This is a genomic window from Thiomicrorhabdus sediminis (genome assembly GCF_005885815.1).
Taxonomy (GTDB): Bacteria; Pseudomonadota; Gammaproteobacteria; order Thiomicrospirales; family Thiomicrospiraceae; genus Thiomicrorhabdus; species Thiomicrorhabdus sediminis.
The window spans coordinates 258756-282231 of record NZ_CP040602.1 but is presented as its reverse complement, the minus strand read 5'-3'; the positions used below and the strand labels follow the sequence as shown (position 1 = coordinate 282231).

Here is a 23476-nt window from a genome sequence, read left to right as displayed (position 1 = left end):
TTTGATTATAGCGAAGCGCTTGCCTGTTGGATACCTGCAATTTGCCAGTTGCCCTGATCATCGGCCAGGCGACGAATATGCCAAATTTCATTAAACGCGTGTGCGCCTTCGCCCATCTGTTCTTCGATAAAACCGCTGAAACGGATACTGACAATAAAATAGTCTCCATCCATCGCCATGGTTGCGACCTCGGCATAAAGCGTATCGACAATCGTTAAACTATGCCCCGGCTCAAAGCCTGCAAGTTCGGTTTTCAGGGAGTCAAACAACTCGTCACTGCAATAATCTTGAAGGGTTTTCAGATCGACGTTGTCCCACGCCTGCTGCAAGCTAATAAAGTGTTGTTTGGCATCGCTGACAAAACGTTGCTCATCAAACCAAGCTGGCGCGGTATCGAACAACTCAGCATTTTCAGACATACCTTTACCAAGCGGCTTACCAACATCCGCACCGATAATAGAACCTTGCTGAGTAGCAACATCTTCATATTGCTGACGCTGTTGAGCAGCCATCATGTTTTCTGACTTTTGCGGCGCTTGGTATTCGTAACCGGCCGCCTGACTTCTTGTAGAAGCCGCTCTGCGCACAAACAATTTAAAGAGCAAAAAGGCGATTAAGGCAAACACCAATATATCGAATAGCTGCAAACCTTCAAACCCCTCACCAAACAACATGGCCATTAAGATACCCCCGGCGGCAATTCCCGCTAGAGGCCCTAACCATTTGGCTGAACCTGTTTTTGCAGTATTCGTGCTCGCCGCAGGTTTGCTTGCTGTCGTGGTTTTACTGGTGGTTTGGTTGCTATAGGACTTAGGCGCGACTTGCTTGTTATAACCAAGACTTTTACCGCCACCAAAACGTTTCGCTTCAGCGACCTGAACAACACTCATTAATGAAAAGAACACACTGAAAAGTGTGATGGAAAGCAGTTTAATGGATTTCACAAAATCTTCCTGAATCAATTGGCATTGCCCGCATTTTAGACACTTTTGCAAGCAAAGCCAATCATCACGGATGATTTAAAGAACGACTAGCTTCCAGAGGCGCACAGCACATCGCTATTGAGCTCGCCCGATTCGGCAATCATGCTCAAATAATTCTGCACATCTTTACTGGCTTTTTCCATCATCTCCAAGGCTTGCATGGCAAGCTCCATATTGCCTTGACGGAAATATTGCAATGCCTGTTTACCGGCACTATGAACTAATTGATGTGGCGGTTCTACCTGCTTATAACCATCCAGCTTCGAAAAGTGCTCAACCCCTTCGCCTTGATAGTACCAATGCCCCAATCGGCAGTTATGATGGTCGACCAGATCTTCCGGCTGCAAATCGTTCAACCCCATAAACGCCTGATAGATATCCATCTTAAACACCATATGGTCAACTTTGGCGCTATGAACAAAGCCATGCAAGGCACTTGCCGAAATGGTTTTTTCCATTCGATGCGACGCTTCTATCAATTGACTGATATCGGATTCGGCACTGGCGCCTTTGTCTTTCAGGCTTAATGACTTATCCGCCACCTGTTGCATATCCTGTTGAGCGATATTGACATCGTCTTGGATCATTGCCACCAGACTGGAAATATCTGCCGTCGCTTTTGCCGTATTAGACGAAAGCGTTCTGACTTCATCCGCTACCACGGCAAAACCGCGACCGGCGTCCCCGGCCCGAGCGGCTTCAATTGCCGCGTTCAAGGCCAATAAATTGGTTTGCTCGGAAATATCTTCGATCAATTGGATAAATGAACTGATTTCATCGGCGCGCTGTTTAACGGTTTGCACAGCCCTGGCTGTCTTGCTTGATTCATCGCTGAGACCGATAACACCGTTGACAATATACTGCACACTTTGACGGGTATTATGAGAAAGCCTTTCAGATGCGATAATAGCCCTTTTCTCTTCCGACAGAGCCGTTCCCAATCCATGCATTGCCCCCTGGAACTGCTTGATGCCACCGGCATAGTCGCTCAATACATTGAAAAACCGTTTATAATCATATTCCGCCTGTGAATTGGTTTGCAGTGCATCGACATTGCTTTTCAACTGCTGGTTCTCAGCGACTAAACGCTCGACTTCCGCTTGCAAAAGCTGTTGTTGCTGAGTCGCATCAGCTAACTTTTGTTGTAATTCTGTATTCTGCTGTTTTAATTTGCCCGATCCGAACATGCCTATTCCTTGCCTTATAATTGCTAGCACCACCTGTAATCAATGAGGAGAAAGTTAGCAATATACAGGCCAATACCCTTTACTTAACTACTGTTTAACGCAACGTGAAATAGTGTAATCCTTACCTTGCTTGACCTTTTCGTAGTTACCGAAGACTTCATTGAAGTTACGCTTCATATACTGACGCAAACCGTTAATGGTGACCACCACCAACTGACCGCCCGGAGCGAGCTGTTGATGAATGTCATGCAACATAATGCTTAGCATCTCTTTACCGACCTTGGCGGGGATATTGGAAACCACAGTGGTGAATTGAATATCTTTTGGCACTTTACTTAAACCGTTCGACAGATAAGCCTTGGCATTATGCAGACCATTCAACTCGGCATTTTTATTGGCATACTCAATGGCGACAAAATCCTTATCCACCATATGCACTTGTCCTTTCGGCGCACATGCTGCCATAGTCAAACCGATAGGCCCGTAACCACAACCCAGATCCAAACAAATTTCATCTTCAGCCAGTTCCAGGTGCTTCAAAAACAGGTCTGTACCCGAATCAATTTCACGCGGTGAAAATATCCCCCAAGTTGACCGGAAAGTTAAGGCATGTCCTTTCAATTCGGCATGGATTGTTAAATCCTGTTTCAGTTGTGCAATATTATCCATATCAGACCATTCAAATTAAGTTGAGAGAAATAAGCAGTTGATAAGTTGACATTTTTTTCATCCAAGTTTAATTTAGAACCCAAGAAATCATTATTTCTACTTACGAGACTTCCTGTGAATCTAAGTAACCAAGTCAACCTACATCAGCTTGAGACCTATTTTATTGAGTCGAAACGCTCAATCGCCGGCAGCATCATACTTTCTTTCGGCATAGTTTATATATTATATACCCTAAGTGTACCGCTATATATCAGCCTTATCTGGTTTGCCGCAATCTTAACGACATCATTGGTTCGCCTCAAGCTGTCCAAACATTTCTTAATCCATATAAAGCCGGCGGCCAAATCAACCGAAAACTTGAGCCTCGCCAACCTGATCGTTTTAACCATCACCAGTTTAGTTTGGAGCTCTGCCTATATTGCTTTGATGTATTATGGTGACAATAGCTTCGACCTGATCGCAATCTTGATATTGATCGGCTTTATCGGCTCGTCGATTTTCTCGGCGGGGGCCTACCTCCCCTTTTATCTGGCACTTAATCTAATACCGACCGTTATCGCTTTCGTCTATTATTTCAATCAAGCCAACCATATAGTGCCGGTCACCGCCCCGCTGATACTGTTGGCGATTCTCTTTATCTTCTCTTCAGCCTATCGCTATGCCGAACAGGTGCGCGCCACCGAAACCAACCACTTGACGCTGCAGCAAGCCAAAAACGACATTATCAAGGTCTTGGGGAGTGCCGGTGAATACCGCGATGAAGATACCGGCAACCACATTTTACGTATGAGCCATAGCTGCTACCTGCTTGCCAAGGAAATCGGCATCGATGAAGAACGAGCCCGAGAAATTGAATCGGCCAGCACGCTGCATGATGTCGGCAAAATCGGCATCCCCGACAAAATCCTGTTAAAACCAGGGCCCCTTGATGACGCCGAACGGGAAATCATGAATGACCACACTGCCATCGGTTATAAGATTCTCGATGCGGTCGACAGCCCGGTAATCGATCTGGCTAAAATCATTACCATGACTCACCACGAGAAATGGGACGGTAGCGGTTATCCGCATGGCTTACAAGGTGAGCAAATTCCGATTGAAGGTCGTATTGCCGCGATCTGCGATGTATTTGACGCCCTGACCTCGGAACGTCCTTATAAAAAACCTTGGTCTCATCAGGACGCGGCACAATACCTACTTGATCACAAAGGCACACACTTCGATCCGAAACTGGTCGAGAGCTTTATCAACATCCTGCCGGAAATTATCTCTTATCGCCTAAGCAAACCTTAAATTACGATGACCGATTAGGTTAAAATAAGCTTTTTGATTAACGCCTCGATATGGCGATTAAGCTTTCTCATTTCACTTAACGGTTTTAAAGTAGTTCCCTTGCATGCACAGCCTGAATGATCGTCAACGCGAAGCGGTAAAACATATTGAAACGCCGGCACTGGTATTAGCCGGAGCCGGATCGGGCAAAACACGTGTAATCACTGAAAAAATTGCCTATTTAATTCGTCAATGCGATGTCAAACCTCACAATATCTATGCGGTGACCTTTACCAATAAGTCCGCCAAGGAAATGAAAGAACGTGTCACCAAGCTGCTAAAAGACGAAAACACCAGCGGTTTGAATGTATCGACCTTCCACAACCTTGGCCTGAATATTATACGCCGCGAATACAAAGCTCTCGGCTATAAATCGAATTTCTCGATTATGGATGCGGCCGACGCCGCGCAAATTCTGAAAGAGCTGATGCATAAACAGGATATCGACCCGGAAGCCTTGGAAGGCGCGCAATGGGATATTTCGGCCTGGAAGAACCAGCATATCAATCCGCAACAGGCACTGGAGATGGCCGAAGACGCCCAACAACAGGCACGCGCAATCATCTATGCAGCTTATGAAAAGCAGCTTAAAGCCTATAATGCGGTCGATTTTGACGACCTGATCGGCTTGCCGGTGCGTCTCTTCAATGAGAATGCCGAAATTCTGCAAAAGTGGCAAAACCGGGTGCGCTACCTGCTGGTGGATGAGTATCAGGATACCAATGCGGCCCAGTATGCGCTGGTTAAACAGCTGGTTGGCGTTCAAGCCCGTTTTACCGTGGTAGGTGATGATGACCAATCGATCTATGCCTGGCGTGGCGCTCAGCCGGAAAACCTGGTTCTGCTAAAAGAGGATTTCCCTTCCTTAAAACTGATTAAGCTTGAACAGAACTATCGTTCAAGTAACCGTATCCTGCAATCGGCCAACACTCTTATCGCCAACAATCCTCACGTTTTCGAGAAGACACTCTGGTCGGAAATGGGAATGGGAGACCATCTGCGTGTAATTGCCTGTGCCAGCGAAACCCAGGAAGTCGAGCGCGTGGTGTCGGAAATCATTGTGCATAAATTCAAAAACCGCACGAAAAACCGTGACTATGCGATTCTATATCGAGGCAACCATCAGGCTCGTTTAATGGAACGCGCGCTGCGCGAACAAAATATTCCTTATGTTATTTCCGGCGGTAAATCGTTTTTCGACCATGCTGAAATCAAAGATATCATGAGCTATCTGCGTATTATCGTTAACCCGGACGATGATGCGGCGTTCCTGCGAATCGTCAATACACCTCGCCGTGAAATCGGTGCCAGCACCTTGGAGAAACTGGCGACCTATGCAACCGGTCGAGACATCAGTTTATTTGACGCTACCCAGGAATTTGGTCTCACCACTATTCTTGCCGATAAGGCCTTAAAACGTGTTCAGCATTTTGGCAACCAACTACTTGATTGGATCAAACAAGCCGATAGCGCACAGGGTGAAGAAGTCATCTCATTTGTTCGCCAGCTCATTGAAACCATTGAATATGACAACTGGATTCATGAAAACTCGAGTAACCCGAAAACGGCAGAACGTCGCATCAATAACGTACGAGAACTGGTGCTATGGATTGAGCGCATTATCAATAAGGCGCTTGAAGAAGACGGCGAAGAAAAACGCCTGGAAACCATTGTCACCCATATGGCGTTAATGGATATGATGGAACGCAATGAATCCGAGCAGGAACACGACATGGTCAGCTTAATGACTCTGCACGCCTCCAAAGGACTCGAATTCCCCCACGTATTTCTGATCGGTATGGAAGAAGAACTGCTGCCGCATAAACAGAACCTAGAATCACCAGGACTGGAAGAGGAACGCCGCTTGGCCTATGTAGGCATTACCCGTGCACAACGTTCCTTGACTATGACCTATGCCACCAAGCGCAAAAAATATGGTGAAGAGATGGCCTGTGACCCGAGCCGTTTTCTGCACGAGCTACCGACAGAACTATTGCACTGGGAAGGCAAACCGGGTGTCGTGGTTTCCAAGGAAGAACAGGTTGAGCACGGTAATGCACAACTGGCCAATCTTCGTTCCATGTTAAAACGCTAGCCCCATCTTAAGTGAATGTTTACGGAGTCTGTTATGCCAATTGAAACCCTAACCAATAGCCAACCTGTTGCCGCCTTTCAATTCGCCTCCACTCCGGAAATCCATTTTGGCTGGGGTGTTCGTCAAAAACTGCTTGAGCAACTACAGCAACAACGACATACAAATCCTGTGCTGATTGTCAGCCCAAGTCAATTAAAGGACAACCGCTTTGGCCTCGCCTTACAGCAAGCCTTGCAAGACATGCCGTTGCAGACCTTTAGCGTCAGCGGAGAACCCTCTCCCGATCTGGTCGACGAAATCGTCGCACAATGTCACCGCACCACATCCATAGTCATCGGCCTTGGTGGAGGCAGCGTACTGGATACTGCCAAAGCGGTTGCCGGGCTGATCCCGAGTCAGACTTCAGTCATGGATTATCTAGAAGGGGTCGGTAAAGGCAAGGCGTTTCGCGTGGAAACGACCGATTTTATCGCCATCCCGACTACCGCCGGCACCGGCAGTGAAACCACCAAAAATGCGGTACTGTCACGTTTGGGTGAATTTAAGAAATCCTTTCGTGACAATAAACTTCTCGCTAAGCAGGCATGGCTTGATCCCGAATTGTTAACCACTTGTCCGCAAGACATTCTCTATGCCACCGGCATGGATGCCTTTACCCAATTACTCGAGTCCTATACAACACTTAAACCAAACCCTATAACGGATGCTTTGGCATGGCAAGGCATGCAACTGTTTCGCACAGCCTTCGACGATATCGATTCCAACGATAGTAATCTCATGCAACGAGGTTATGGCAATCTGATGTTGGCGGCGTGCTTATCCGGCCTGACTCTGGCCAATGCTGGCCTAGGCGCAGTGCATGGTCTCGCCGGCCCGATAGGGGCTTTTTTCAAAGCCCCTCACGGCATTGTTTGTGCACGCTTATTGGCACCGATTACAAGAGCCAATATCCACGCTCTGGTACAGAAAAATGACAACCACAGCCTGAGGGTATTGGATAAATACCGCGATGTCGCACTTTTACTTTGCCCGCATAGCGATTCGCAGGATTCATTGACACAACTCATCAACTACCTGACCAAGCTGGCCGATGACTATGCTCCATCAGGCTTGCAAGACTTTGGATTAACGGCAGCCAACATCGAACCTGTTATCGAAAACTGCCGCTCAGGCAGCATGCTTGGCAACCCACTGGTGCTGGATGATATGGCCTTGCGCCAGGCACTGCTTGAAGCGATTGGCTAAGGCCACTATTTATAAACCTTGGAGACATCTCCAACGGTTCAAGCTGAGACCTTGGGGCAATCCCGTTATTACCTATTTTTTCCTTTTTTTGATTTAAAAAAGTGTATGATTTTAATGAAAGTTTACCTAACAACTACGAATATTTGAGGAACTCATGAAATCATTCGGTTTTTTATTGGCTATTTTCACGCTTGCAAGTTCGCACACCGCTTTTGCGGCTGACAGCAAGCCATTCCCGCTCGATTACAACCTATCGGGTCAAGAGACCAAAGCACTGCAAAGCATTGACCCACAAACCGCCGATATCGTAGTGACAACTTATAAAGACCTTGATGAAGATGGCGTTGACGACAGGCTTGACCACTGCCCCAACACCATTTTGAATGCAGAAGTCGACGCACGCGGCTGTGAACTCGACAGCGATGCCGACAAGGTCGTGAACCGTTTGGATCAATGCCCTGACACCGCTCCGGGAGCGAAAGTAAATCGCTTCGGTTGTGAACCGGATGAAGATCGTGATGGCGTCGTCGATTCAAAAGATCAGTGCCCGGGCACTCCAGAAGGCACTCCAGTGGATGAAGTGGGTTGTACAATCATTATGGATGCGGATCGTGACGGCGTATTGGATGCGGACGATTTATGTCCAAATACGGCCGAAGGCGTTGTTGTCAACGAACATGGCTGTGAACCTAAAGCGATTGTTTTGACCAATATTGTTTTCGATTCATGGGAACACGCAATCCGCGACGACCAGGCAGCCATTCTAAAAAGTGATGCAGGTGCCTTGAATAAACTTGAAGAAGGCGAAGCTCTACTGATCACCGGCCATACTGACTGGCAAGGAAGTCAAGGTTTGAATGAACGTCTGTCATGGCGTCGTGCCAACAGCACCAAGGAGTTTTTGGTTAAAGAGTTCCAAATTGCTGAAGACCGCATTTTGATTGACGGTAAAGGCGAGACGCAGCCTATTGCTGACAATAACACCGCAGAAGGACGCCAACAAAATCGCCGTATCGAGATGAAAATCATCAAAATTGACGAAATCCCGACAGAAGCGCAAACCTTTTTGCCAGAGCAAATGCTGAAACGCTAGACTCCAAACCCGCTCGATTAAAGGCAACCAATTGGTTGCCTTTATTTTGTCTAAGGGTAAACTGACTGGATGATGAGTCAATTTCGCCTCCACGCATTTATTTTTGCGTTTTTAACCATTTTTGGAGCTGTCTGGGTTACCGCAGGCGAGGCCCCAAGGATTGTTAGCACCCAGGAGATATCCGATGTCAGGGCAAAATACGGCGATATGGCGGCCAGAAGACTGGAAAGCTGGCAAAAGGTTGTCGACAACAATCAGAATAAAACGGATCAGGAAAAGCTTGAGGTCGTTAATAACTTTTTCAACCAGGTGCGCTTTATAGACGACATAGTGCATTGGCGCCAGAAGGATTACTGGGCGACCCCGGTTGAATTACTCGCAACCGATGGCGGTGACTGTGAAGATTATTCCATAGCCAAATACTTTACCTTGAAGGCATTAGGCGTCCCGGAAAGTAAACTCTATATCACCTATGTTAAAGCCATTCGACTGAATCAGGCACACATGGTTCTTACCTATTTTGAGACTCCTCGCTCGATACCGCTTGTATTGGACAATATCAATCCACGCATCCTACAAGCCAACAAACGTAAAGACCTGGTTCCTATCTACAGTTTCAATGGTGACGGCCTTTGGTTGGCTCGTGAGCGAGGCCGAGGCAAGTCGGTGTCGGGTGGAACCTCAAGATTAAAAAAATGGAATCTATTGCTTAAACGTTTAAATCAATAGACGCTAGAGATAGAATAAAGAAACGCTTGTCGTAAAGGACTTTGATATGAGCTTAAATAAACAGATGATTATGTTTATAACCACGATGGTAATCATACTATTGGTGGGGACTTTTTGGCTCAATATGAACAACACCAAAAACTTCCTGCAAGAACAGCTCCAATCTCACGCGCAAGACACGGCAACGTCATTAGGCTTATCCCTTAGCAGCCTGGCCGACCCGAACGACATTTCCAGCATGGAAACCATGATCAATGCGGTATTTGACCGCGGTTATTATGCGCATATCACCCTCAACGACATGGACAACATCACCCTCTATAAACGTGAAAATACCAAAAGTATGGAAGCGGTGCCTGATTGGTTTATCAACGCCATTCAACTGGAAGCGCCTAGCGCACAAGCTCTGGTACAAACCGGCTGGATTCCGATCGGAACCTTAGATATTGCCAGCCATACAGGTTATGCCTATATCGAACTGTGGAAAACCGTACGCAACCTTCTGATGTGGTTTTCACTCGCAGCGGTATTCGCTATTTTAATTGTCATCTATGCATTGAAAATCATGCTTAAGCCGCTCAAAGACATGGAAAAGCAGGCCGAGGCGATTGTCAAAAAAGAATACCTTATCCAGGAGGACCTGCCGACAACTATAGAGTTTCGCAGCGTAGTCGGCGCCATGAACGCCATGGTCAATAAACTCAAAACCGTATTTGAACGCGATGCCAATACCGCCGAAAAACTGCAAAAAATGGCCTATCAAGACAGCGTTACAGAGCTCAGCAACCGTCGTCACTTCGAAATGATAATCGACAGTTTGCTAGATCCAAGCGAGGAAAATAAGCCCGGTACCATTCTGCTTGTCAGAGTCAATGAGTTAAAGCATTTAAATGACCAGTTCGGCTATCTGGTCGGTGACAAATTAATGAAAGCACTGGCTCAGCAGCTACAAATCAACTTAAAACATGAAAACAGCATTTTTGCGCGCCTCAACGGTACCGAGCTTGTCGCTGTCATTCCTGGTCTAAATGGCACTTTATTAAAGACTCCTGCGGAAAATATCGCCGTCAGCATTATCGGCATCCTTAGCGATCTTCAGGCCAATAAGGCCGATACTTGGCTATCTGTGGCCTATACCGATTTTGAACCCGGGCAGAGCCGAGGTCCTTTATTGGCAAATTTGGATTTTGCCATTGAACAGGCGGACAAGGCCGGAAAAAACGAGGCCTATTATTACAACACTAACAATCAAACTTCCGAACAAAGTGATCAAGCATTGGCGTTGATTGATCAGGCGATCAGCGAAAATCGGTTTGTGCTATTCCAACAGAGCGCCTATGCGACAAGCCGGAAAATACATTCACAAGAACTCTTTATCCGTCTTAAGGACATTGATGGCAGCATCCGTTCGGCGGCCTATTTCATGCCCGCGGTGGAGCGTCTGAACCGTACCCAGCAAATTGACCAAATGGTAATTAAACTGGCGTTAAACCACCTCCAGTTGAATCAGGATAAAAACCTTGCCATCAACCTATCCAAATCGATTATCGAAGACAATATCTTCCAGGCTGAATTGCTCAATGAACTGAAAAATAACAAACCGCTTTGTCCTCAGTTATCGTTTGAACTGCCTGAACGCTTGATTACTGAACTAAAAGGCAAATCATGGCCTCTAGTCAATAAACTCAAACAACAAGGCGTTAATATCGGTATCGATCATTTTGGTTCTCGATTAGGTAATATGGGCTATTTACAAGATCTGCATCCTAACTATGTCAAATTGGATGCCGCCTTTAGCAAGGCGATTGAAAACGATCAACAGACCCGTGACTATGTCTCCGGCCTCTGTGAACTGGCGGACAGCTTAGATATTGATGTCATTGCCATGACTGTTGAAAACGAGTCGCAATTAAAGGCCTTTAGTGAACTTGGCGTGAAATACTTCCAGGGTTATCACTTCGGTGCCCCCTCAGCTTTGTAAAAGTGCTGGCCTATTTGGATAAATACAGAAAAATAAACTTTATGAAAAATCTTCTTTTTGTTTTGGTGCTGCTGTTTAGCTCTCAAGCCATTGCCGGTTTTGATTTGGGCAATAAAGAGACGAAAAAAACAGTGACGGTTCAGCTCAAGTGGCAACACCAATTCCAATTTGCCGGCTACTATATGGCAAAAGCCAAGGGCTTTTATAAGGCACACGGTCTTGATGTCAAATTCAAGCTTCCTGAAGCTGGAGTCAACCCCATCCAACAGGTACTCAAAGGTTATGCCGATTTTGGTATAGGTACCAGCGAATTATTGTTAGAGTACGCTAAGGGCCAGCCCATCTTAGTCCTCGGCGTAATTTTCCAACACTCCCCATTGGCCCTGGTATCCCTCAAACGGCCGGACATTGATGTCATTACCGATTTAGCAGGTAAAAAGCTGATGATTGAAGAAAACTCCTCTGAGATTTATGCACTGTTGCAACAATCGGGACTGCACTCGGATGATTTTCAATACATTCAGCACGACTTCTCGATCAACTCCTTGATGGATGGCAGTGTTGACGCGCAAACCGTCTACACCACCACAGAACCCTATGCTATGTCACGTTCAGGAATCCAATACCAGACCTTTAGCCCACGCATGGCCGGTATCGATTTTTATGGCGACAACTTCTTCACGACACAGAACCTTGCCCATAAAGACCCGCAAACCGTTACCGCATTCCGTTCAGCCACTATTGAGGGTTGGCGCTATGCGATGCAGCATATTGATGAAACCATCAACCACATTCTGAGCCATTACAGCACCGACCGTAGCCGTGATGCGTTGACTTTTGAAGCTGAAGCGATGCAAAAACTGATGCGTATCGACCTGATCGAACCGGGCCATATGAGCCGTTATCGCTGGAAACATATCGCTTCTGTTTATCAAGATATCGGCCTGCTCAAATCGACCCCCAACTTGGACAAGTTTATCTATCAAGAACAGAACATCATTGATAATTACACTACCGAGCTCCAATACCTGCTCGCATTCTTAATCGGTACTTTGGTCGTACTGTTGGCCAGCGCTTATCTGACTCAGCGTTTTTTCCGCCTGCAAACCCAACTTTCCACCATGATTGACCAATCACCCATTGCCGTCATGCTTTTGAATGAGCAGTTCGAAATTATGGAGTGGAATCTACAAGCCGAAAAAACCTTTGGCTGGCGCGCGAGTCAAACCATTAACCATAATATTTTTGATTTTCTTGTCATAGAGCCGCACAAACCAAGGGTTCAGCAAAACTTGCTTTCGGTGCTTGATTCTCAGCAACCGATTCAAATAGAAAATAAAAATTACACCATCACCGGACAAGAAATCACCTGCCACTGGTCAAATGCTCCTTTCCATATCAATGGCGAAAAATTTATTATCTGTATGGCTGTTGATGTATCGGAACTGCGGTCCTTGAAAGCATTGACGATGGAGAAAGCCGTTTTCGTAAGTGACAACTCCATTACCAATGAAGAATTTTTACAACGCCTAGTCAACACTATGCAGCTATGTCTTCAGATCTGGGAAGAATCCACATCAAAAAGTAAAGTACAGTTCGCTGAAGACAGTGGCTTATGGCGTGTCAGTCTTGATGGCAGTACAGCCAAAACCCGTACCCTTGATAAATACCTGTCGACATCGTCAATCCCGCAAAAACCTCGCTGGAAACAGGTAATCAATACGGCTAATTTTATTTTGCGTGAGTTCCCCAACCACCCGAAATGCCAATTACTGAATGAATATAAACAATCGATACGCAAGCCAGAGGATTAGCGCTTTAGACAGGTTAATTATATTTTTTACCTAATTTGTCCTACTTTGATGACGCAAGCGCTCAAACTTTTGCATAATAGCTAGTGTTGCCATAACTATGCTGATGTTTTCTATACAAAACAATGCATAATTGAATGGCAGCGTATTAAACAATTCGTTTTTAGGTTAAAAGGTACAAGTCCACTACATGACTAATGCAGCAGAAAACTTGCAAGCAGAAAACAGTGCAGAAGACCAGGCAAAGGTCCGCCACACTGAGTTGAAAAGTCCGTTATTGGATTGCTTAGTCCTTTATACTCAGTTCAACCGCAAGCCATACAGCAAAGAAGCTCTGATTGCCGGCTTGCCGGTTGATCCTGACAACATCACTCCGGAAATCTTCAAACGCGCTGTACAAAGAGCCAATTTAAATGCCGCCTTTAAAGAGCGTGCCTTATCAGAAATTTCCAATTTGGTATTGCCCTGCATTCTGACATTGAAAAACAATCAGGCCTGCCTACTCGAAGAAATTGATGAAGAAAACCAGCTGGTAAAAATCATTACCCCCGAGGCTCCTGAAGGCAGCAAAACCTTAGCGTTAGAAAAATTGAACGAAGAATATCTCGGTTATGCCATTTACCTGACCAATAACCTTCATCATGATGAAAAAACCGAAAACCTAATGGGCTTCCAAGAAGGTCACTGGTTCTGGGGTACGCTTTGGGAATCTCGTTCCATATACCGTGATGTACTGATCGCCTCGATAGTCATCAATATGTTTGTCTTGGCCAACCCGTTATTTGTCATGAATGTCTATGACCGTGTGGTACCGAATAATGCCATCGAATCCTTATGGGTTTTGGCAATCGGTGTCAGTGTTGTCTATCTTTTTGACGTATTGCTGAAATATTTACGCTCCTATTTCCTTGAGATTTCCGGTAAGAAAAGCGATGTCATTATGTCCGGCAAGCTTTTTGAACAGACCCTAGGTCTGACTATGAGCAATCGCGGCGGCTCGATCGGCGTATTTGCCAACCAGCTCAAAGAATTCGACAGCATTCGTAACTTCTTTACCTCCGGCACCATTTCGACTTTGGTGGACCTGCCATTTGCGATCATTTTCCTTTTGGTCATTTTTTATATTGCCGGCAGCATCGTACTGATTCCCATTGCCATTATTTTATTTATTTTGATCTACAGCATTATGTTACGTGGCCCGGTGAAGCGCGCCATCGAGGCAACCTATGAAGCCAGCAGCCAAAAAAATGCGGTGCTGATTGAAACCTTAACAGCGATGGAAACCATTAAATCCCTTGGTGTAGAAGCGCGCTCGCAATGGAAATGGGAACAAGCGATTGGTGAAATTGCCAAGGCCAGCCTAAAATCTAAGATGCTGCAAAGTTCATTGGGACGCGTCACTGGACTGGTACAACAACTGAGCACAGTCATTATCGTCTTGGCCGGTGTTTATATTATCCAGGCCGGTGACTTGACCATGGGTGGACTGATTGCCACTGTTATGTTGAGTCAACGCGCGATTGGCCCTATGGGACAATTCGCCAACCTGATCACCAGCTACCAACAAACCAGAACGGCACTGAAGTCGCTTGATGAATTAATGGCTAAAGAGATTGAAAGGCCATTGAACAAGCGCTTCATTCAACACCCACATTTCGACGGCAAAATCGAATTCGTCAATGTCAGCTTTACCTATCCGGGTGAAACCAAACCGGCACTAAACCGTGTCAGCTTCACCATCAATCCAGGTGAAAAAGTCGGTATTATCGGTCGTATCGGTTCGGGGAAATCAACGATCCAAAAACTGCTGCTTGGTTTCTATCAAGTTGATGAAGGCTCGATTCTCATTGACGGCATCGATATCACCCAACTTGATCCGGCCGAAGTACGCCGCAATATGAACTATGTCCCTCAGGACGTCACATTATTCAGTGGCGATGTCCGTGACAACATTTCTTATCGCGCCCCTTATGTCGAAGATGACACCATTCTTCGTGCCGCCAAACTGGCTGGCGTGGATGACTTTATCAAACAACACCCTTCCGGATACAGTCTGAAAGTCAATGAAGGTGGGTCATCACTCTCCGGTGGTCAACGTCAAAGTATCGGCGTAGCGCGTGCCTTGTTGTTAGATGCGGCTATTTACCTGCTTGATGAACCGACCAATGCCATGGATGCGAAAACCGAACAACTGATGATCGATCGCTTGAAAAAAGGAACTCTAAGCAGCACGACCCTTGTGGTAACGCATAAGATGGCTTTACTCCAACTTACCGACCGATTGATGGTGATGGAAAACGGTAAGCTGATTGCGGACGGCGCCAAACAAACTGTATTGGAAGCCTTGAAAACAGGCAAAATCAATAAGAACACTTAATATGAAACAGAATAGAACAAAACCAAGCCGAATCTCAGAGCAAGACATCGCCTATATGTCTAGTCTCAGCCAGGCTGCGTTGGAAAAACCGACAATCAAATCACAACTGGTGGTTTGGGTGGTTCTATTGGTGATGATCTGGCTGATCGTTTGGGCCAGCATGGCCGAATTAGACAAAATTGTCCGCGGCGACGGTAAAGTCGTACCATCAAGCCAAATTCAAATTATTCAAAACCTCGAAGGCGGTATTGTCGAACAGCTTTTCATCAGCTCCGGTGATAAGGTTAACAAAGGCCAAATCCTGCTTAAACTTGATAATACCCAGTTCGCCAGCTCATTCGGTGAAAGCGAAGTTAAGGAAGCGGAATTAACGGCAAAATCGCAACGTTTGGCAGCAGAAGCGTTTGGCGATGTTTTCAGCGCACAGAAAGTCTCCGATGACGCACGCATTCAAGCCTTGTATGATCGTGAATTCCAGCTCTATCAAGCCCGCCAACGTCAACTCCATACCAATGACGATATCTTGGTAGAACAGATCGAACAAAAAAAGCTCGAGTTACAAGACGCCTACAGTCAGCAAAAGCAACTCAAACGCTCACTTGACCTATTACGTGAAGAAGTCGATGTAATGAAACCGCTGGTGGCGCAGGGCATCGCTTCACAGGTCGATTTACTTAAATTGCAGCGTGAAGAAAACGAAGCCCTATCCAAACTCAAGCAAGTCGAATACTCGATTCCAAAACTAAAATCTGCGATTACCGAAGCCCGTTCAAAACGCATCGAGGCCAAGGAGACCTTCTCCAACCAGGCGCATGAAGAACTCAATCAGGTACTTGCCGAGAAAGAGCAGCTCAGCAAATCCAAAGAAGCCCTACAAGACCGTGTTGATAGAACCGATGTAAAGTCTCCGGTAAATGGAACCATCAAGCAACTGTTCGTCAATACCATTGGCGGAGTGGTTCAGCCAGGTAGTGACATTGTCGAAATCGTACCGGATGATGATTCTTTGGTGCTGGAGACCAAAATCACACCGGCAGATATCGGTTTTATCTATCCGGGTCTGAAGGCCAAAATCAAATTTACCGCTTATGACTTTGCCATCTATGGCGGTCTTGACGGAACAGTTGAACGTATCACCGCCGATACCATTACAGATGAAGAAGGCAACAGTTATTACATAGCCCGCATTAAAACCGACAGAAACCACCTCGGCAGCGTCAAAGACCCGCTTTATCTGCTCCCGGGTATGACCGCAACCGTAGATGTCATCGTCGGCAAGCATACGGTTCTGGATTATTTACTTAAACCTATTATTAAAGCCAAGGACACCGCCTTGAGAGAATCCTAAGACGGTAGAGAATAAAGAAGAACAATTGATGAAAAGGCCCTTAATATTTGTACAAGACCCGAATGCGTTAAAAAACTGGCTTAAAGCTGCCGGTGATAGCGCGAAGGTATTGTTTGATCTAATGGATTTGCAATCACGCTATGCACCACAAAACCATATCCTGCTTATCCAGATTTCAGAGGCATCAAAAACCGAAACCATTGTCGAACTGGCAAAACAATACGACATTATCGCTTTTTCCAACACCACTAACGATTTTGAAGGTTTGCAACTTTTTCAGCAGGGTGTCAAAGGGTATCTGAATGCTTTCGCCACACCGGAACGCATTCAGCAAGCGATTGAGACCGTACAATCCGGCAATGTCTGGCTCGGTCAATCAGTTATGCAGGCGATGATAAGCTCTCTGTTGCAAGGACAACCTAATATGGCCAATCACTCCTGGAAGGAAAAACTGACCGAACGTGAACTGGAAGCCACCGAACTGGTTCTGCAAAGCAAAACCAATAAAGAGATTGCCGAATCATTAAGCATTACGGAAAGAACGGTGAAGGCTCACCTTCACAATGTATTTGAGAAGCTTGATGTTTCCGACCGACTGGCTCTGGTACTAAAAATAAATAATTGGGCTTAATTTTTAACGAATTTAACTTTTACATGGATACTAAGATGAAAAAGCGTAACACTTCATTGGCATGGTTAATTGGAATAACTCTTGCACTACCCGGCCTAACTATCAACACCGCTTCGGCGATGGAACTGGTACCGACGATTGAAGACGCCATTCTCCACAACCCAGAATATCGTGAACAGGTTAAGATATACCAAGGTATTGAAGCCGATAAACGCGGTGCACAGGGTTCTTGGTACCCAACCATCGATTTAGCTGCAGGGATTGGTCTGGAAGAGACGCAACGTCCAGGACAGGACAGCACCAGCATGACCAGACGAGAAGCTTCCATCGCTTTGACTGAAAACCTTTTTGAAGGCTTCAGAACCGAGTCGGAGATAGAACGCCAGCAGGCCAGACTGGATGCATCGGCCTATATTGTCGAAGCCACTGCCAATCAAATCGCTTTGAGCATGGCCGAAGCTTATGTCAATCTGTTGAAAGAACAGGAGCTCATGCGTCTGGAAGAACAAAACCAGAAGACCCATCAGCGCATTCTTGATCAGATTATGCAGCGCAGTGATGCAGGTATCGGCAACCAGGTTGAAGTCGATCAAGCCAAAGCCCGCTTGGCATTGGCAAATTCCAACCTTATGTCGGCACGCAACAACTACGAAGACTCCCTGGCGAAATTCCAACGCATCCTTGGACGCATGCCAGACAACGATCTGATTAAGTATGAAGCTAATTTCAGTTTTCCAGAAACACTTGATGAAGCGACCAATATCGCTTTATTGAATCACCCGCAACTTCGCTCTTCAAATGCCGATATCTCAGAGGCTTTCGCTCAGCACAAAACCGCGAGAAGCGCTTTTTATCCACGCGTGGACTTAGAGATACAGAAAACCATTGACGACAATATCAATGGTGTTGCCGGCATTAATGAAAACTTCCAAGCCATGCTAAGAATGGATTACAACCTTTATAACGGTGGTAAGGATATGGCCGAACGTGAACGTACGGCGGCGGCGGTACAGGAAGCGGCTGAGGTGCGCAATAATGCGCGTCGTCAAACTATTGAAAATCTGCGTTTTGCCTGGAACGCCAAACAGTTCTTGGGCGAACAGATGACCTACAGTCAGGAACACATCAAACTGACTTATGAAACTCTTGAAGGGTATCGTAAACAGTTCAGTTTGGGACGTCGCTCGTTACTCGACCTATTAAACACCGAAGACGAATACAATACTGCATTACGAACTTTGGTTAGTAATGAGGCGGACTATCTGATTGCCCAGTTCAGAATCCTTAACGGTATGGGCACCCTGCTCCAAGCGCTGCAGCTGAATGTCAACTATGCCGAAGTGGAAACCGATTACTCCAATCAGTAATCGCCATAAAGAAGCCCGGCATTGCCGGGCTTTTTTATAGCTTAATTTGATAACCGCTCATAAAACATTATCAGGCTGTCAGATTCACTGCCAAATAGATTTGCCAACAACCCAATATCACCACCGAACTACCGGCAACCGATTTTACTTTAGGATTACGCGACCAGCGCGTGAAGTAAAAGGCGAAACTACCCATTAACAATAAGTTCGGCAGGGTTCCAAGACCGAAAGCGAGCATTAATGCCGCTCCTTCAATCGCTCCGCCCGCAGTCATTGCCATAATCAACATACTGTAAACCAGACCACAAGGCAACCAGCCCCATAACAATCCATATAACCATGCCTGACGGTAATTTCGCACTTGTGCAAAACGTTCGGCAAAAGGCGCTAAACGCTGCCAGATAAGTTGCCCGACAGCTTCGACACGATTGATTAAAAACCACCAGCCGCCCAGATATAAGCCCAAAGCGATCATAAACAATCCAGCGATCAGCTGTAAAATCTGCTGAAACGGCACGACTGACTGAATTGAAACCAACACCATACCCAAAGCACCAAAAATAGCGCCTACCACCATATAACTGCTGATTCTGCCTAAGTTATAGAACAGCTGGTAACTGAACATGCGCCACCAGCTTAATTGCACCTTGGCATCAACACTAAAGGTTAAACCGCCGACAATGCCGCCGCACATCCCCAAACAGTGCACCCCACCTAATAAACCGACCAACAGCGCGGTGATATAAATTGATTCCATAAAAACTTAACTCATTTGTGAACGAAAGCTTAAAGCTTCGGCAATATGGACAATATCGATATCCGCTTGCTCTTGCATATCCGCCAAGGTGCGTGCAATGCGGATAATCCGATGATACCCGCGCGCCGACAATCCCAATTCAAGACCGGCTTTTTCCAGCAAATGCTTGCTTGGTTGATTGATCTCCGCATATTCGGCCAACTGTTTAATATCCAGCTGCGAATTATAGCAGCCTTGTCGTGCGAGCTGACGTTGTCGGGCTTGAGTCACCCTATGACGAATTTGACGTGATGACTCATTGGATTGGTCTGCTTTCTGGTGCAAGGTTTTGATTTCCATTGCCGGTACTTGCAGATGCAGATCAATACGATCCAAAAGCGGTCCTGATACCCTTTTCTGATAACGAATAATCTGCTCGGGTGTATCTTTACAGCGCCCTAGCGCATCATCAGGGAAAAACCCGCTTGGAGAAGGATTCATCGCACAAACCAATAAATTGTCCGCCGGATAGCTGACATGTTGGTTGACCCGTGAAATATTCACCTGCTTGGTTTCCAATGGTTCTCTTAACGCCTCGAGTACCTGTCGGTTAAACTCCGGTAACTCATCAAGAAACAAAACGCCTTTATGGGCTAAGGACAGAGCCCCCGGTTTAGGCACCGTGCCACCGCCGACCAAGGACGCCGCCGAAGCGGTGTGATGGGGTTGCACAAAAGGCCGTTGATAAAAACCGTTCATATCAATTTGCTGGCCGAGCAGCGACTTAATCGACGCCAATTCAATCGCTTCATCCTGCTGCAATGCCGGTAGAATTGAAATCAAGGCGGAAGCGAGCAAGCTCTTGCCTGCTCCAGGCGGCCCCACCATTAACAGTGAATGATGGCCTGAGGCACAAACCTCAAGCGCGCGTTTGGCCTGTAATTGACCAAAAATATCGGCGAAATCTTTAGTTCCGGGAGGTTCGCTTGGTTGCTTGGCTTGCACAGAAAGCTTTGCCAAAGGCTCTAGATCGCCACTTAATACCTGACAGGCCTGTAACAGGTTTTCTACCACAAAGACTCTATCTTTGAGCTGTGGATAACTGTGTATAAAGAGCTCGACTTCATCGCTATTGGCTTTCGGGACGATGAGCAAGCTGCTTGACGACTTTGCCGCCAACAAACTTGGTAGCAGCCCTTGAATAGGACGGATTTCACCATTTAAAGCCAGCTCGCCATAACACTCATAACAGCACGCTGCGTTAGAGACATTAACCTGTTCTGTCGCCAGCAATAGAGCCAGCGCAATCACTAAATCAAAGCGCCCGCCACTTTTGGGCAAATCAGCCGGCGCCAAATTGACCGTGATACGTTTCGGAGGAATTTGCAAACCAACATTTAATAAAGCGCTACGGACACGCTCTTTACTCTCTTTAACCGAGGTTTCCGGCAAGCCGACAATACTAAAGCTTGGCAGACCGTTACTGGCATGCACCTCTACCGCAACTTCAGGCGAGCCCATACCCACCAAAGCTCTGCATTGAAGTTGCGCAAATGCCATGGGATTTTACTCTTGTTGATTGGGCAGCAAGCGTTCCAGTTCTGCCACCTTCTTTTCCAAGGCTTCCAGCTTGGCACGCGTTTTTGCCAAAACGGCAGTTTGAATATCAAACTCCTCACGACTGACCAAGTCCATTTTCTGCAAACCTTTGGCCAGGGTTGTTTTGATTTTGGCTTCAACCTCATGCGGCATTTCACCGAACTGCGGCGGCACCATTTCAGCGACTCTTTTAGCCAATGATTCCAATTGTGAAGGATTAAACATAAATCACCCGATAATCTCTCTGTCTGAATAGACTTAATAATCAATAATTCGTACTAACTATACTCGTTTCATAGCAATATCGCCACTCGTCACTAATCTAAAAGCGTACCAGCGAGTTATTCAAAATGCCAAAAATTTCATGCTAAAATCAGTAACAGCTTAGCCAATAAGGGATAACAAAGTGGTTCTCAATATTCAAGATGCGCCAGATAAGGCCAAACGCATTTTTTCAATGCTGATTGAAGCGTTTGATGAGCAGGAGATTAATCCGACTCCTTTGAATTATTATGTCTGGTATCAGTACTTCAAAGGTGACAAGCCTCAATTCCGCCAGGAAATGGACGCCATTCTGGATGATGAATTTGGCTATAACGACCGTGTCGGCAGACGTTTATATGACGAGTATCTAGCCGAAGACGATAATCCTGCCAATGAATTTGACCGTGCTTTCCGCCGCCTGATCGAATCGGTGATCAAAAAGATGAACGCTTGGAGTGAAAAACTCGAAGCGCAAACCCGTGATCTGGATAACTGCAAATCTCAACTGAGTAATCCTGATTTGAATGCCGAGCAAGTCAAAGCGATTACCGATAGCGTTTTAAATACCGCTTCATCAATGCAAGAAAGCAGTCGCCTGTTTCAAGCGGAGATGCTCTCCGGTAATGAGGAGATCAGACACCTGCGCCAACAACTTATTGAAGCCCGTGCCGAAGCAATGCAAGATGAACTGACCGAAATCGGCAACCGTAAGGCATTTAATGAATCGCTGGCCGCATTGATGATGAGTGCCGAAGATGACCCGCAAAGCCTATGTTTGATTTTGAGTGACATCGATTACTTCAAGAAGTTCAACGATACTTTCGGTCACTTGGTTGGTGACAGTGTCTTGCGTTATTACGCCAGTATTATCAAAAAAAGCAAACGAGACAATGAAACCATCAGTCGTTACGGTGGCGAGGAGTTTGCAATCTTAATTGCGGAATCATCGCTTGCCCAAGCTACGGAAAGAGCCGAGAGCATTCGTAAAGCGATAGAGTCCGCACAGTTAAAGCGTAAAAATGAGACCAAATCGATCGGCACCATCACCGCTTCTTTCGGTGTCACTTGCATGCAAGCCGATGATGATGCGGAAAGCTTTATCGCGCGTGCCGATGAAGCACTCTATAAGGCGAAACAACAGGGACGTAACCGGGTTATCTCAGCAGAAGAGAAATCTTAACCGCGAGCAATAAATCCATATTACAAGGCCATTCCACAGACCTGAAAAAGGTTTGTGAAATCAATTCGACTGTTTAAACACTAGGGTGCTGGCACCTAAACGACGTAGAATATTGCGCTGTTTATTGAGTTCAAGACGATTATGGTAAGGCCCGCTTACCAAACGATAATAGATACGCTTAGTGCCTTGATACTCATTCAATTTAACCATTACGCCATGTTTGGCAAGACGCTGCTGTTCTTTGATGGCAATCTCTTTGGAACCAAACGAACCGGCTTGAATATAGTGCACCTTTTCAAGCTGTACAGGCAAAGGTTCAGCATCCACCAGGACTTCGACCTCACCAAGACCTTGATAAAAGCTATATACCGGTTCGGGAGCAGCAGGTTTGGCGGCTTGAGCTTGCGTATCCAGCGCACTGACCATAACCGCTTCATCAGCTTCAGTCTGCTCTGTGGAGCGGCCTAAAGAACCCAGAAAATCCTGCGCCGCTTTTAATGCCGAGCTTTCTTGCGAAACGTCAGCTTCACTGGTCTCGACAACCGTGTCACTATTATTTTCTGCGACTGAATCATCTTTTGCTGGGGCTACCGGGACTGTTTGTCTAACCGGTTCGGCGGGTTTAACTTCTGCAACCGATGCTTGATTTGCCGAATCTGCAGCGAATTGCTGGCTGATAAACAGGCCGATCGCAAGTACCAATCCAACCAGAAACACACCGGCCATAAACATCGGTAATAATGGACGCCCGGTGTACATAGCGGCGCTTTTTGCTTGAGACTTGCGTTGGTAGGTCTGTTTGCCCGCCGCTGTTTGTTTATGGCGATAATCTCGCGGCATAAACCCTTC

General features: G+C 46.2%; 19 protein-coding genes and 1 pseudogene. 12 read left to right on the top strand and 8 right to left on the bottom strand.

Translation table 11 applies throughout. The features are described 5' to 3' along the window. Positions 1-5: 5 nt before the first annotated feature. The 4 genes and pseudogenes from FE785_RS01185 to FE785_RS01175 all read right to left on the bottom strand — a co-directional run bounded on the left by FE785_RS01185 (position 6) and on the right by FE785_RS01175 (position 2839). Positions 6-944, bottom strand: a complete 939-nt coding sequence (locus FE785_RS01185) for a Tim44 domain-containing protein (RefSeq protein WP_138563607.1) — start codon at positions 942-944, stop codon at positions 6-8. An 86-nt stretch (positions 945-1030) separates the two neighbouring features. Then, the gene (locus FE785_RS11000) at positions 1031-1378 is read right to left on the bottom strand and encodes a CZB domain-containing protein (RefSeq protein ID WP_420856748.1); all 348 of its coding nucleotides are present in this window, start codon (positions 1376-1378) and stop codon (positions 1031-1033) included. Positions 1379-1483: 105 nt separating this feature from the next. Next, a pseudogene (locus FE785_RS10995) lies at positions 1484-1933 on the bottom strand (methyl-accepting chemotaxis protein); the annotation flags it as partial. Positions 1934-2257: 324 nt separating this feature from the next. Next, entirely contained in the window at positions 2258-2839 is a 582-nt protein-coding gene (locus FE785_RS01175; RefSeq protein WP_138563603.1) for a class I SAM-dependent methyltransferase, read from the bottom strand. 114 nt (positions 2840-2953) lie between these two features. On the opposite strand from FE785_RS01175, the gene FE785_RS01170 reads away from it, so the two are divergent. The 11 genes from FE785_RS01170 to FE785_RS01120 all read left to right on the top strand — a co-directional run bounded on the left by FE785_RS01170 (position 2954) and on the right by FE785_RS01120 (position 18848). Then, positions 2954-4132, top strand: coding sequence for an HD-GYP domain-containing protein (locus FE785_RS01170; RefSeq protein WP_138563601.1), 1179 nt, complete (start codon positions 2954-2956; stop codon positions 4130-4132). Between the two features lie 103 nt (positions 4133-4235). Beyond that, complete coding sequence (gene rep / locus FE785_RS01165; RefSeq protein ID WP_138563599.1) at positions 4236-6266, top strand: DNA helicase Rep; 2031 nt, start codon at positions 4236-4238, stop codon at positions 6264-6266. 33 nt (positions 6267-6299) lie between these two features. Beyond that, the gene (locus FE785_RS01160) at positions 6300-7511 is read left to right on the top strand and encodes an iron-containing alcohol dehydrogenase (RefSeq protein ID WP_138563597.1); all 1212 of its coding nucleotides are present in this window, start codon (positions 6300-6302) and stop codon (positions 7509-7511) included. Positions 7512-7665: 154 nt separating this feature from the next. Then, entirely contained in the window at positions 7666-8604 is a 939-nt protein-coding gene (locus FE785_RS01155; protein ID WP_138563595.1) for an OmpA family protein, read from the top strand. 207 nt (positions 8605-8811) lie between these two features. Continuing rightward, on the top strand, positions 8812-9333 hold the full coding sequence (locus FE785_RS01150; RefSeq protein WP_238696289.1) for a transglutaminase-like cysteine peptidase: 522 nt from the start codon (positions 8812-8814) through the stop codon (positions 9331-9333). A gap of 46 nt (positions 9334-9379) precedes the next feature. Next, the gene (locus FE785_RS01145; protein ID WP_138563593.1) at positions 9380-11314 is read left to right on the top strand and encodes a bifunctional diguanylate cyclase/phosphodiesterase; all 1935 of its coding nucleotides are present in this window, start codon (positions 9380-9382) and stop codon (positions 11312-11314) included. A 41-nt stretch (positions 11315-11355) separates the two neighbouring features. Beyond that, positions 11356-13128, top strand: a complete 1773-nt coding sequence (locus FE785_RS01140; RefSeq protein WP_138563591.1) for an ABC transporter substrate-binding protein — start codon at positions 11356-11358, stop codon at positions 13126-13128. 187 nt (positions 13129-13315) lie between these two features. Further along, positions 13316-15502 (top strand): type I secretion system permease/ATPase, encoded by a 2187-nt coding sequence (locus tag FE785_RS01135; RefSeq protein WP_138563589.1) that lies wholly within the window; start codon positions 13316-13318, stop codon positions 15500-15502. 1 nt (position 15503) lies between these two features. Beyond that, positions 15504-16850, top strand: coding sequence for an HlyD family type I secretion periplasmic adaptor subunit (locus FE785_RS01130; protein WP_238696288.1), 1347 nt, complete (start codon positions 15504-15506; stop codon positions 16848-16850). 28 nt (positions 16851-16878) lie between these two features. After that, positions 16879-17481, top strand: coding sequence for a response regulator transcription factor (locus FE785_RS10910; RefSeq protein ID WP_138563587.1), 603 nt, complete (start codon positions 16879-16881; stop codon positions 17479-17481). Positions 17482-17516: 35 nt separating this feature from the next. Further along, on the top strand, positions 17517-18848 hold the full coding sequence (locus tag FE785_RS01120) for a TolC family outer membrane protein (RefSeq protein ID WP_138563585.1): 1332 nt from the start codon (positions 17517-17519) through the stop codon (positions 18846-18848). A gap of 70 nt (positions 18849-18918) precedes the next feature. On the opposite strand, the gene FE785_RS01115 is transcribed toward FE785_RS01120, so the two are convergent. From FE785_RS01115 to FE785_RS01105, 3 genes are read right to left on the bottom strand one after another with little or no spacing between them, the layout of a single operon-like run. Beyond that, a complete protein-coding gene (locus tag FE785_RS01115; protein ID WP_138563583.1) occupies positions 18919-19605 on the bottom strand; it encodes a sulfite exporter TauE/SafE family protein in 687 nt (228 codons plus the stop codon). A 6-nt stretch (positions 19606-19611) separates the two neighbouring features. Then, complete coding sequence (locus FE785_RS01110; RefSeq protein WP_138563581.1) at positions 19612-21144, bottom strand: YifB family Mg chelatase-like AAA ATPase; 1533 nt, start codon at positions 21142-21144, stop codon at positions 19612-19614. Positions 21145-21150: 6 nt separating this feature from the next. Further along, positions 21151-21408 (bottom strand): accessory factor UbiK family protein, encoded by a 258-nt coding sequence (locus tag FE785_RS01105; RefSeq protein WP_138563579.1) that lies wholly within the window; start codon positions 21406-21408, stop codon positions 21151-21153. A gap of 181 nt (positions 21409-21589) precedes the next feature. Here FE785_RS01105 and FE785_RS01100 point away from each other — a divergent pair, with 181 nt between their 5' ends. Then, the gene (locus FE785_RS01100) at positions 21590-22627 is read left to right on the top strand and encodes a GGDEF domain-containing protein (RefSeq protein WP_138563577.1); all 1038 of its coding nucleotides are present in this window, start codon (positions 21590-21592) and stop codon (positions 22625-22627) included. A gap of 60 nt (positions 22628-22687) precedes the next feature. Here the strand turns inward: FE785_RS01100 and FE785_RS01095 are convergent, their stop codons facing one another. Continuing rightward, positions 22688-23467, bottom strand: a complete 780-nt coding sequence (locus FE785_RS01095) for an SPOR domain-containing protein (protein WP_138563575.1) — start codon at positions 23465-23467, stop codon at positions 22688-22690. Positions 23468-23476 lie beyond the last annotated feature (9 nt).